The organism is Desulfitibacter alkalitolerans DSM 16504, assembly GCF_000620305.1.
GTDB lineage: Bacteria > Bacillota > DSM-16504 > Desulfitibacterales > Desulfitibacteraceae > Desulfitibacter > Desulfitibacter alkalitolerans.
The window spans coordinates 1-12,941 of record NZ_JHVU01000025.1 but is presented as its reverse complement, the minus strand read 5'-3'; the positions used below and the strand labels follow the sequence as shown (position 1 = coordinate 12,941).

General features: G+C 39.1%; 11 protein-coding genes. All 11 read right to left on the bottom strand.

Annotation, left to right across the window (positions count from 1 at the left end):
- Positions 1-8: 8 nt before the first annotated feature.
- The gene (locus K364_RS0103110; protein ID WP_242841643.1) at positions 9-578 is read right to left on the bottom strand and encodes a prepilin peptidase; all 570 of its coding nucleotides are present in this window, start codon (positions 576-578) and stop codon (positions 9-11) included.
- On the bottom strand, positions 575-841 hold the full coding sequence (locus K364_RS22700; RefSeq protein WP_035267757.1) for a helix-turn-helix domain-containing protein: 267 nt from the start codon (positions 839-841) through the stop codon (positions 575-577). The genes K364_RS0103110 and K364_RS22700 overlap by 4 nt, the downstream gene beginning before the upstream one ends.
- A 16-nt stretch (positions 842-857) precedes the next feature.
- Entirely contained in the window at positions 858-1,181 is a 324-nt protein-coding gene (locus K364_RS0103100; protein ID WP_028306799.1) for a hypothetical protein, read from the bottom strand.
- A 128-nt stretch (positions 1,182-1,309) separates the two neighbouring features.
- Positions 1,310-5,875: an AVAST type 2 anti-phage system protein Avs2 gene (avs2, locus tag K364_RS0103095; RefSeq protein WP_035267753.1), complete on the bottom strand. Its 4,566-nt coding sequence runs from the start codon at positions 5,873-5,875 to the stop codon at positions 1,310-1,312.
- Between the two features lie 225 nt (positions 5,876-6,100).
- Positions 6,101-6,877 (bottom strand): hypothetical protein, encoded by a 777-nt coding sequence (locus K364_RS0103090; RefSeq protein ID WP_028306797.1) that lies wholly within the window; start codon positions 6,875-6,877, stop codon positions 6,101-6,103.
- A 175-nt stretch (positions 6,878-7,052) separates the two neighbouring features.
- Positions 7,053-7,262 carry a hypothetical protein gene (locus K364_RS0103085; RefSeq protein WP_028306796.1) on the bottom strand — a complete coding sequence of 70 codons (210 nt, stop codon included), beginning with the start codon at positions 7,260-7,262 and terminating at the stop codon, positions 7,053-7,055.
- 12 nt (positions 7,263-7,274) lie between these two features.
- On the bottom strand, positions 7,275-8,108 hold the full coding sequence (locus tag K364_RS0103080) for a conjugal transfer protein TrbL family protein (protein WP_028306795.1): 834 nt from the start codon (positions 8,106-8,108) through the stop codon (positions 7,275-7,277).
- A gap of 316 nt (positions 8,109-8,424) precedes the next feature.
- On the bottom strand, positions 8,425-8,820 hold the full coding sequence (locus K364_RS0103075; RefSeq protein WP_035267751.1) for a DUF6262 family protein: 396 nt from the start codon (positions 8,818-8,820) through the stop codon (positions 8,425-8,427).
- Complete coding sequence (locus K364_RS22695) at positions 8,813-10,348, bottom strand: tyrosine-type recombinase/integrase (protein WP_035267808.1); 1,536 nt, start codon at positions 10,346-10,348, stop codon at positions 8,813-8,815. Before K364_RS22695 ends, K364_RS0103075 begins: the two co-directional genes overlap by 8 nt.
- Positions 10,345-12,600: a tyrosine-type recombinase/integrase gene (locus tag K364_RS0103065; RefSeq protein WP_028306793.1), complete on the bottom strand. Its 2,256-nt coding sequence runs from the start codon at positions 12,598-12,600 to the stop codon at positions 10,345-10,347. Before K364_RS0103065 ends, K364_RS22695 begins: the two co-directional genes overlap by 4 nt.
- Positions 12,593-12,941: tyrosine-type recombinase/integrase (locus K364_RS22690; protein WP_035267748.1), on the bottom strand; the 349-nt coding region annotated here is incomplete at its 5' end. The genes K364_RS0103065 and K364_RS22690, both read right to left, overlap by 8 nt.

The following is a 12,941-nucleotide window of genomic DNA, read 5'->3' as shown; positions in this document are numbered from 1 at the left end:
AACCTCCATTACATTATTTTAAGGTATGCAATAAAACACCCGATTGATAAATAGGGTGCAAGAGCAAAAGAAATATTTTTATCCTTGGCTTTGATTTTGTAATATACTCCGTTTACAATCACAGCCAATACAAGTCCGATAATACTTGCAGTGAAGCCTCCTTTAATGGCAAGTAAGAATCCGCTGGCTGCCATCAGTTTTATATCCCCACCGCCAATGCCTTTCGGCTTTATAATGGCAGTTATCATGTAGGGAATAGGTACAATTAAAATACCTGCCAGGGACTGTACCGGCGAAAAGTTAATCAGACCTATGATCAATATAAAAATGTGGACCATATCGGGAATGATTTTTGTCTTTGCATCATAGCAACCGGCAAAGATTAGTATTTGGGCAAACAAAAAACCTTTGATGATGATTATTTCTTCACCAAAGGTCTTAAAAAGAGCCAGCATTGCGATAACACTCAATATTACTGAAAACGGATATTGTTTTTGCTGTAACAGATACATCAGCAAAATATCTGTTAAAATGCCCATTACCAAGGCAATTATCAGCCATGTTAACATATTCATCATTTAATGATATATATGTTGGCAGCCCGACCGCCATCCTCACGATACACAGACCTAATATGAATATATCCGGCTTCCTCAAGCCTGTGTAAATTTCTCCTTACCGTATTCTTGCCAATCTTAAGTGTTCTGCTGATTTTACCGACCGGTATTTGAACTTCTCCGCTTTCATTTGCCAATTCACTGAGTAGGGTGTAAATGTACTTTCCTGAGATTGTGGTTTCTAAGTTTCCTGCCAATTTGTATTTCATCATTTCTTCTTTCATATTGTTGTCACCGACTTCACTTCCATTCATCTAAATATTTGTACTTATACTTCTTTTGGGACCTGAAAAACCTAATCATAAATCCTATCTGATCCACCACCGATATGTTTGTTTTGTCCTTAGTAAGCATCATTACGCTTCCTGCAATAGCAGTTAATATAAAAACCACGGTAATTGCAGTATTTTTAGTTATCAAGTAGATAACACCATCAACCAACGCTGCAATTAATGTAATGATGATTGTTTTGAATAATTCCTCCTTTCCGAATCCATCAAAGATTTCTACTTGTGTTTTTAATCCCTGGGGGATATATAGGGTGTGTTTTTCATTGTCTTGCATAGTTCACCTCCTGAAAAGTTGGCATAAAAAAACACCTAGCTTATAATGCAGGTGTTTTTTCAGAAAAATATATATTGCTTAAATAAATTTATTAGCGCATCACAGAACATATTCAATGTATACCAACATCATCTATTCCGCCCTTTCTCTTCTTCAAACCATAATTCACCTTTTAATTCATCATTCAATAAAGTAAAAATACCACTATAAACTAATCTTCCAAAAAATTTATCAGCTCTAAAGGTAAACAATTGCTTTTCTCCACCAATTAGCCAAACAATCTGTAGATCATTTTCTTCGAGCCACTGTTCCATTATATCTTTTCTAATTAAACCGTAAGATGGTCCTTCATACATAGTGCTCGGATCAATAAATACTAATTCTCCTTTTCCATTTATCCATTTTCCAGGGTTCATACTATTAACTAAATTTAAATCATTAATTAATTTAGGAGACGGCATATAGAATCTTATTGATTCATCAATAGAATGATCTACACTTCCACTTTCCCATTCATACTCTAACACAGGAACATGATATTCTACGTTTATTCCTCTATCCCATTCATCATCTTCATTTCTCCATTCAGCTATATTTTCATAGTATGGATGCCAAGAATATTCTCCAAAGTACCCTTGATTACCTGTAGAAGAAATGCCAACAATATCTGGATCACATAAAGGTTTACCTTTCATATAAGACTTTAAATTCTTATAATCATTTTTATGGATAATGCATGAATTAATCCTATACCAGCCATCTTGTTTTGGTATAACATCTTTTTGGCTAAGCGGTTCCTGATCCCATTTCGAAAATCCTTGCAACACTATCCATTGAATATTATCTTGTGGATTAGTAACAGTTAATAGTTGCTTAAATGGGGGGACTATTGACTTATCCCAAAGCCATTCAATTTGAGCTTCTAGTTTATCTTCAACAAATGGAAATTTATATGGTTGCCACCAAAACATTTTGTCCCATTTATCCCATCCACTATCCCCTGTTTTGCTAAGCCATATCGTTGGATCAATATCTCTTTTATGAATCTGCCATGGTCCAAAAAATTTATGATCGTCTAAATCACTATATCCACGATCAATCCATATCAAATTATCAGACATTCTTGCCAGAATCTCGTGAAATGCAATCCATTGATATTTTTTTCCTATGCGTTCTATCCTTCCGCCTTCTCTACCGTGACCTCCTCCATTAGAATACATTTTCTCAAAATCTGCAAATAATTCATCTGACCATCCTAATTCATATGCTTTTTTACAAACCCACCTTTGTGCCCATTTTCTACTAAATGCTGCAGGTCTTTCCCCGTTATTCAAACCATTTAACCAACGGAATTCTTCCTTATCAATTTCATTAATAACATTGTTTATGTCTTCCTTAAGACACTCCCATGAATCTTCTTCTATATTTTCTTCATTTTCACTATCTGTTTCGTCCCATGCTTCCTTAGATAATTGCTCTAACCAACTTTCAATATCTATTTCCTCACTTAACCTATTAGCTTTCACTTGATCATCTAAATATTTTTCATATCTAATTCGCAATTTGTTCGGCAATTTCTCTGCGAATATTCGTTTCAATTCAATTCCAGTCTGTGGCTTCTCTTCAGTAATAGCTGTTGGAGACCAATCATGGACACAACTCATTGTGTAGTTACCAAAATCCCCTGGAAAGCCCATAAGAGAACTTTTTATTGAAGACGAAAATTCATCGCCAATAATCTTATTAATTTCCTCTTTTGACGGATTTTCTATAGGCCAATCACTAAAATAAGGTGGTCTAAATATTTCGGGATTATCCAGAACATCATTTAAAAGATTTTTGTGATATGCAAATTCCATTATTCCTCTTGCATAATCTCTCAATAAGATATCAGGATATGGCCTGTAATCTTTAAATTGATGATTATATACACAAACCGATACATCTTTAATAATTAGATTACTATCTAAATGTACAACCACACCATAAATGGATGCATAAAGCCTTTCTACAAGATAAACATCATCACAGTTATTAAATTTTTCTATAAAACTCACTATGTGTTGAGGAATATGATATAACACACGGGCTAATGATTTAGTGGCTTGATCACGTACTTTTCTATTAGATGTCGTTGTCATCCATAGTAAAACAACTGCTGTCAATCGTAACCTCTCTAATTCTACTTCTTCCAATTCAGCATTCAATGACCAGTCAATTAATGTTCTTACAACAGTTTCTTCGCCATATTCATTTTCAGAATGATCATTTATTGCAACATAAGTAGACCAAAAGGCATCTCTTTTTGGCATATCCATCCTACTTAAATTTGCATCTAAAAAATCTGCATTCCATGGATGTTCAGGCTCAGTTGATAATGCCAAAAGAATATCTAAAGACTGATTGTTATAGCTATAATGCTGTACTTTATTAAGCATCTCAAGTGATTTTTCAGTAACTGATTTGCCTGTTCTCCATAAAATTACATTTGTAAATGTTTTTTCAAAAAACCAATTATATTCATATTCTTCTTCATCATCAAATTCCATAAATTCAAGAAACTCTTTATTAAATTTCTCAGGAATACTAATTCCTAATGCCTCAATTATTCCACTGTATTTATACTTGTTATTTTCATTAATTATTTTTCCAATTGTACCATCTGGCAAAAATAATTTACCTATATCTTCTTCTGTTGCACAATTTTCTATTATATACATTGCTATTGCATAATCACTAAAACGCTCATATGTAAATCTAACAACCTCAATTCCCCGTTCTTTTTCAACATGACTGGGTATTACGTCAAAAGCAAGTACACCTTCGTCAATGAGCAATTCAAAAAGACTTTCTCCAATATTAGGTTTGGGATCTATTTTCGTTATTATCTCTCTAGCTTCACGAATGGGTAACCCCGATATATAATCTGGATATAATTCACTTACAAATCTCCTAATTGCTTCTACCACAATATGTTCACTACTTCTATATCTTTTCTTTCTGCTAATAACTCGTTCAGCACTTTCAATGTAAAATTCATATAATTTATTGAAACCATTTAGACCTTTAGGAAATTTATTTTCTCCCATTCCCTTTATAGCTTTACAACATGTTTTTAGAAATAATGGATTCGTAAATTCAGGGGTTAGGATGGGGGTGCCCGGTTTTGAAATTCCTTGTTTTGCCAAATACTTAAATGCAGCTCTATGCTCATATCCGCGAAACCCATAATGTTCTATTTCAACTAGTTTATTATCATTTTCTGGTATTAAATAATCTTTGTATGTACTTCTACAACTCAAAACAACTGCAATGTGTTGATAATCTTCAAGTTCAGTTAAAAATTGTATGATATTATCATGCCAAGCTTCTCTATTAATTCCTTCATTTATTGCATCGATTACTATTAATAATCTTGTATCTTTGCTTTCACCCAAAGAATCTAAAGCTCCTAAAACAGTTCGATATGGATATTTTGGTAACCCTAACTCAGAACATATGAAGTCAAGTGGATTACCTCCTAAATAATGTTGCCCTAATAAAAACAAAGTTGGAAAGCCTTCATCAAGTCTTTTCAAGGATATATCACACAATAAGTGTGACTTTCCAATACCAGCTTCACCTAATAGTAACATTGATTTATTTTTTCCAGCAGAAATGGCTTTATCATTTAAAAAGTCATTGATATCATCTATTTTTTTAGATATTTTACGTAAATCATATGATATTTCTTGCAATTTCTTTTTTAATTCAGTGTCATTTTCCTTATATGAAGCTTCAAAAATAGTTTCATTGCAACTATTTACTTCTTTATATATAGTTTCAGTGAGGCTAACTAATCTATCAATGCTTTGAAAAATCTCTCCTCTATATACAGTAGACAAGAATTCACTATAGAATTCTTCAATATTTTCATTTAACTTATTCCAAATAGTTTTATCACTAAATGAATCAATTCTATGTTTAAATATCCTTTTGTACTCCTCACTAATCTCACTTATAATATTGCATTGACCCCTAAGTTGTTTTTTCCATCTATTTGTTAATCCTAAACAATCAAATTTATTAGCAATTGGAAGTTCAACATGAAATTCAGGTGTAAATCGTTCTCCTAATGTTTCTTTTGATTTTTGTGCGATTCTCAAAAGAATTTCAGTACTGATAATTGGTTCATTAAACCAATAGAGTGCTCTTCCTGCAAATTCCGGTTTGTCTACTTGCAACATTTGGCTTATTTCATGCTTGCACCAATATTCAAATTTAACTTTCATTCCCTTTTTACTGGCTAATTCTTCCCATGACTTTACATGTTCAACCCACTTATCCCACGAAGAGTTAACAGTTTTTCCTTTAACTGTCTTCCGGCTGTCTGTCCAATCCCTAGGTAAGCAAATATAATACTTTGTCAGTTTAGGGTGCTTCTCCAATGCAGTCTCAACTGATTTGGAAATTTGACTCCATTGACTGTCAGTCATAACATTCAAAAAGTATTTTGCTTGCCATGCATGTTCTGTTTCATCATTTAATTTCCAATAACATTCAACACCTGCGTCACCGCCATCGCCCTCTTTTCTAACAAAATATTGAGCATTATCTGGTGGTTTTAGATGAGCAAGCTGACAAACTAATTCTTCAAATCCTTTATCTTGACTTCCGTCATGCTTCCTTATATTTGGAAAATCTATATTAACCATTCTAACCTCCTTACTTAACTTCATTTATTTAGATAAATAAAGCAATTATAGCTCTTACCAAATATGTTAATTTACTTATAACTGTTTTTATATTCCTAAAACTTTTAACAATATAGAAATGCGCATAGCTTTTGTAAATATGTATTATTACTGATATTTAATTCTAAAATTATAGTATTACGTAGCCTTTGTATATATCTACTTTAAATGATTCTGTTCTTAAACTTACCATGCCCAGAATACTTCACCGCCTTTTTCACCGATATAAAAAGTTGATGTTTTAAACTGTGCGGTCTCCCTCTCCTTTGAAGACGATATTGCTGCAAATTTTAATCTATGAGTTCCATCTGTCTCAAGCAAAGAATAATCATAACCTCTTCTAAAAAACCCTAGTGCCATTCCTAACATTGGATTTACCTTAATATCAATACTATATTTTTCATCCCATCTTATCCAATTTTCATTTGGAGCTGGATACCAAACTCTTATGGTCTTTGCACCTTTAATATGTTCGAAACTTTTAAAATAAGCTCGTCTCATTTTTTCATGATCTTTTAGTATTAACTTAATCTCTTCTACATCCCAATCTTGAATTTCGGGAAGTTGTTTGCTCATATTTTCTAGTTTGTTTTTTAAGAATTTATTTGTTCGTAATTCTTTATACCAATTATTAATTATTGCATCAGCTAACGCTATAATAATATCCGGGGAAATAGTTAATTGAAAATCCAAAAATTCCATTCCAATTGATAAAACAAAGTCATTAAATGAAATCTTTTCTTTATTTGTGTCAAACGTCTCATAATAAAATCTCAGCATAGTACGATGTGTTGCTAATTCTTTTCCAAATCCTGTATCAAATTCTTCTGAGTATGCTATTGCTTTCTCGAATGCTCTACACCATGCATCGATACCATATAGCTTATTTATTTTTTCAATAACTTTATCTCCAAAAATCTTAATGAATAAATCTAAGACTTTTTCTCCTATTATTGCTAGCATTAATTCACCTTCTCAATTATATTTATTATTTGAAATCAAAAAATTAAATTAATTTTTACATAATATCTAATTGGATAGGACATACCATCATTCAATTTCTAGTTTTTAGATTTCCATATATATTAATTTCAGTATACCATAAAAACCGTCGTTTCTGTTATATATCAGGCAATTTTTACCCATAATATCCCAACACCAGCTCTTTAATCTGCCAGATGCATTCTGCCAATACATAGAACACAACTGTATTTCTTCCTCTTTTTCTAAACATCGCTGCTTCTTCCTCAGAAGTGCCCATACGGATAAGACAGTAGATAATTCTGAGGGTAGAGCCGGAACGAATCAGCATAACAAAGGCATCTGCCATCTCTTTTAACAAATCCATACAGCACCTCCCCTATTTCTTGAAAGTTGATTTTGCAATCTGCACAAGCCTTACTGATTGATAAACTGTTCCCATTCCTCCACCATGTCCACCGGATACAATAATAAATTCTTGTAAAAATCTTGGCGTTCTAAGTGCAAGTAGTAATGCAGCAATCCCCCATAAAACATGAGTATTAAGCATAAGAGCTACCCCCATTTTAGCTAATACTATCTGCACAAGTACTGCTAAAGTTGATTGAAAAAATTTCTGTATATAAGTCCTGAAAACACCTTTATCGGCATCCATTAAACCAACACAAGCCAGTGGTAATCCGACTCTCAAAATAAAAATCTCCAGTCCCCTTGTAAGAAACTGAAGATACAAAAGAAAAAAGCATATGAAAAATATGAGAGAAATAATTGCCGTAAATAATCCTGCACTTGAAATACCAGTAATCACTGCTGTAAAATCTGTCTCCATACTATTACTGATAACAGCAATCAGCTGATCAGTTAAATCCTCAATAATCTCAGCTAACCATCCATAAAGTGTTGGAAAAGAAACAGCTATGGCTAAAGCTTTAAAGAACCCTGTAAGAAGGATTAATGGTTCAGTATCTGCATCACCTTCGGTCCACAAAATATATTGCTCAAATCCCTTTTTTAAAAATTTTAGCACGATTAAAGATACACCAAACCCGAAGAAAATATCAAATATCTGACTTAAACCACTGGTGCCAAGTAATGAATCCATATAACGATCTGCATAAAGAGCAATGGATACCAAGTCGTTCAAAAGTGAATTCACATAAACTAAACACCCACTCAATAGACCTGCTATAAGCAACACTAATATTACTTCCACCTATCACCACCTCCCATATTTAATAGATCAACGGTCTATAGAGTTATCTCCATCTCCATAGACCGTTTAACCACAGAATTATCCTTGAAAATCGAACATTTCTTTAATTCGATCCGTTAGAGTTGGAAGCACTTTTCTGCACGGTCGATTGACACGATTAAAGTATGCGGTTGTCGGTGGTGCGAGAATGGTAAACTGAATATGCTTGTTTTTCAAGATAAATTCCTTCTTTCATTTTTGATTTTTAAATAAAAAACACGACCAAACCTCATAGTTTAATCGTGTTAAATATTTCAGTGAAAATAGAATCGGTTTTCTACTCCAGTGACTGCCGCTGCATCAGGAGATACAACTTGCCCCTTAGCAGTTCGCATTCACTTTTCAAAGCGGTATTTTCTTCGGTTAGCCGACGAATCTGTTGTTCCTTTTCCTCAAGCTTTTGCTTCATTCGTTGTTGAACAGTGGATTTAGGCGGCGTGCGCTCTGCTCCGCAAGCTTCTGCGGCTACAATTCCCTGACTGACCAAAACAGCCCGGATATGCTTTTTGCCGAAAACAGACCGCGACAATCCGGTATAGTCCATAAGATTCTTAATCGTCAGCCTGTGCCCTTCGGCCCGAAGCTCTGAAATTGCTCTCAGGACAGTATTGACCGTGGTTTGGCGCTGGTGCTCCTGCCGGGCAATAAGCTCCTTGGGTACTTTGCTATTCATCTTTCTCACCTCCCAGCAGTTTGGCTGCGATCCTCTCAAATAAATCCGCGTTTCTCAACGCATTGGCGTGAATGGCCGGGAAATCCGAGAAACGGTCTGCTTTGCTGCGCCATGCGGACGCTTGTTCCTCGAAATAGGAAAGCTGATCTCTGTCCGGGATAAAATGCCCGCACTCAAGACAATCCCACATATCGCTTTTGCATCCGGTAACGTCGCCGCAGATGCCTCCCGGAACCTTATGGGCCCGGAGGTTTTTAAGCAGCCGCTTTTCAAGCATTTCCTCCATATGGAGAATTCGTCCGCCGAACAGGATATATGGATTATCCGGCGGCTTTGGCTCATTCAAAACATACCGCTGCTTTTGCAGGATGGTCTTAGGCTTTAAATCCAGATGGGAATAGGCGTTCCATATCATGGCGTTTCCGTGGTGGCCCGTCATGTCGGCAATCTGTTCCAGCGTGAAGCCTGCTTCCAGCCGGTCGGTAATTCCGTTGTGGCGGAATTGATGGGATGTCAGGTTGTAGACCTCCCCATTTTCATCCAGGACGCCGTACTGCTCACAAATTCTTTTGAAATGGTAGTCCACAACGGCAGGACAGACACTTTGAACCCTGCCCGGCTGAGAAGCCGTGCCGTTTTTGTAATGAAGCACCCTCCGATAGGTAAAAAGACAACCGCGTTTGTTTTCAGGCAAATGCTCCTGCAATTTCTCGGCTACTGTCTGTTGTGCCCGAAGCAAATCCAGAAGATATCCGGCAATCCCCGTATCCTCAATGTGGACAGAACGCAGGATCGGTTCCATGTTGCCTCCGTTCTGCTTCCATGTTGGGATAAAGAGAACGAAATTCCCGTTGTACGGCTTTACGCAGTCGATTGCCATGGCCAGCACTTCGGATATCCGGGACGGAATGAGCCGCAGCAGCCAGTAAATACACCGGATGTGCAGATCTATTTCTTCTTGCCGGAAGATACCGTCCAGCTTTTCAGCCACCTTATCCGGGATATATTTGGAGTCCAGCTTTTCAGCTCGCGCATATGGATTGCAGGCAAAAGGATTTTTGCAGGGTACCCCGTCAAACCCGTTCATCATGCGAAACAGAGAACCTGCCTCGCGCCAGATGTCCCGTATGGTACTGTCCGCCAGGCTGGATGCATCCAGATGCTCTTTCAGCCTTGAAGCCGTCCGTATGTCACAGCCCGAAAGCAGGGGGGCCGAGCAGGCTGCGGCCAGGAACTTCAAGAATGGAACCAGACGGGCTATCCTTGACCGGATCGTTCTGACCGTATCACCATGCAGCAGCCGCAGGAGTGAATAGTATTTCACCATTTCTTTGTAAGCAGATGGAACGGCAGAAAAGTAGATGTTCATGTAATTCTTCGGCTCCGCCGCACTTCGCATTCGTTTGTCACACACCCATGTGTCCTCATCGAAGTGAATATTGCTGCCAAGCTGCGGCAAAAGGGCAAAGTACCGGCTCTTTTGCTGCTCGTCGTAGTTTTCGATGTATTTGTATTGCGGAAGATTCATACCGAGGCACCTCCTTCTATGGCGTTTACAATGTTTTCATAGCAGTTAAGAAGGAATGTTGCCTGTCTGTATTCTCTGAATTCCTCATAGTCCGTAATACCAGCCTCAGCATAAGCGGCGAGGAGGCTGTTCACAACCTCGCGCTGTCCGTTCATGAGACTCTGCCAGTACGGAAGATACTTGGGTCCTGTACAAAGATTTTTGCAGTTTACACAGTTGATCAGGCTGCTCCTGCTTGTACAGCCGCCATCGGCCAGCTTTTTCAGGCAGAATCCAAACTCCACCCGCCGTTGTTCCAGTCGGAAATCCATATACAACAGCCTGCGTTCTTCCTCTGTGTACTCCGCAAGCTGTTCATCCGATAGCAGAAGATCGAATTTTTCCCGGAAGAAGCTTGTATTGAGCTCAGCCAGCTTCATTTTCCGGACTTCGGCGTAGTAATTTGAGGCAGTGTTTCTGCTAAGATGTCCGAGCCAGTAAGCAAGCTCATCCACGGACGCTCCGTTTTCAATCAGGGTAACCGTCAGTGTTTTGCGCTGCTGTTTGCTGGTAAAATGCCATAGCCGGCCGTTTTCATCACGGAGGTCATATTTTTCAATGAGCCTGTTGATGACCAGCAGATAATTGCTCATACTGATCATGCTGGCCCGAAAATTCGGCCGCTTGTTGACAAACAGATACGGCACGCCAAGTTCCTTCCGCCACTCTTTCGTTTTGTGAATCTGTCCGGAGATTTCATCTGCCAATGCTTTCAGGATGAGCACTCTGTGATAATCCGGCACACCGGCCTTCCGTCTGGCGGTCAGGGTTTTGTACTGCTTGTACTTAAGTTGGACAACACCCTCATACTGTGACGGTTCCAGACAGTCGGCCTCCAGAAAAAGCACCTCCTTCATACGCATGCCTGTGGCAGAGAAAATCCGGTACAGCAGAGCCTGCACCGGGTCAAGTTCATCCAGATGCGCATCGATCTGCTCCGCAACAGCCTCCGGAATGGCGGCGGTCCGTACCTTGTAGTCCTTTGCGTTATGAAACCGGTAACGGGAAAAGGGGTTGTCGTGTGGAACGGGGCTGCGCATTGCTTCATCCCGATGATTGCTCATCAGATATTCCATGAGTACCGACAAAATGCTGAAAACCCTCATGATATTGGATACCGACTTTCCTCCGGCTGTTTGTCCATATCTGCGCTCCATGCTCATGTACAGCGACCGGACATCAACATCATCCACATCCGCGAAAAAACGAATACTTGGATTGTTATCTGTGAGCAGATTGGCCGCGTACGCTAAGGTAGTAATGGCACGGTCTTTGTCGGCGGTGATGCTGTAATATCTGTGCTTCATGAAATACTTGATTTCAAGCCGCAGGGAAGGTGAACGAATTCCTGTAAAATCAATGGTTTCCCGGTGCAGGGACGGCCCGTGCCTGTGGAACAGCGTCCACTTGTCACTGGACATATCAAGCTGCAGGTGGTTTTCAGCAATGAATTTTTGGCACTGGATTTCAAACTCGCGGCGAACTTCGGCAGCGACCAGTGTTACAAACCTTGGATGAAAACGCGGGCTGGAAATGGATGTGTCGCTGCCAAGCAATTCGTGGCAGAAGCTTTGCGTGGTGATGAGCCTGCGCTGCCGTGTAAATCTGCCTGCAATAGAATTAAGATAATCTGTGACGACCGGCTCCGGCAGAAGGCAGAGGTATTGTGTTATCCGCAGGGGACCAATTCGTTTCCGTATGGGGGCAAGCGTTTCCTGTCCCAGAACCTTCTCCCTGATCTTGTTTACCCAGAAGGATGAAAAGCATTCCTCAAAGATATTCAAAAAAATCTTGCTGTCACACGGGATGTCTCTCAAGATCGTAATCGGACTATCCGGCTGTTCAACCAGCCTGTTTCGGAACATGAACTCGAAAACAGGAAACATAGCCGTTTTGTTGGAGATGAAACATTTTCCGGCCTGTTCCCACTGCTCGACATATAGCTTTGAATAGTGCTCAAACATTTTCAGAAATTGCTTTTGATACACCTCAATGCCGATTCGTACCAGAATGTTATCCGTTAAGATGCAGGCAATGTCGCGGAGCATTTGCGGGCAGCTTTTGTAGGTTTCATTCAGCAGCAGTTCCCGGTACCGTTCTATCGTCCGGCCCGTCAGCTCGTCATCGACGCGCTTTCGTCTCTGAAAACGCAGGACAGTCCCGTCTATGTCCCAAAAGGCGGTACAGGTCTTAATCTCAAGCAGTTTAATCATTGGCGCCACCTTTCTTCCGGTGCAGCTTTTCCATAACCGCTTTGGCTATGACCTGATTGTTGTGGTTCCGGTAGTGGACGATGGAATCGGCGGAGCGCCAGCCGAAGCTCTCCATAATGACGGCATCGGTGATGCCATCCTCCGGATGGAGTGCCTGACGCTCCAGATACTCCATCACCTTTGTACTGCGTCCGCTGTGCGTTCGTATTTTCTCAGGGTCAAGGCCTGCCCTTTGGGCGCATCTTTTCAGGATGGCGTAGTAATTGCCGTAGCGAAGCGGCTTCCCCTGTGTACTGTCCCGCTGCAGGTTGATGAAAAGAAAATCGCTGATGACGCCGCTC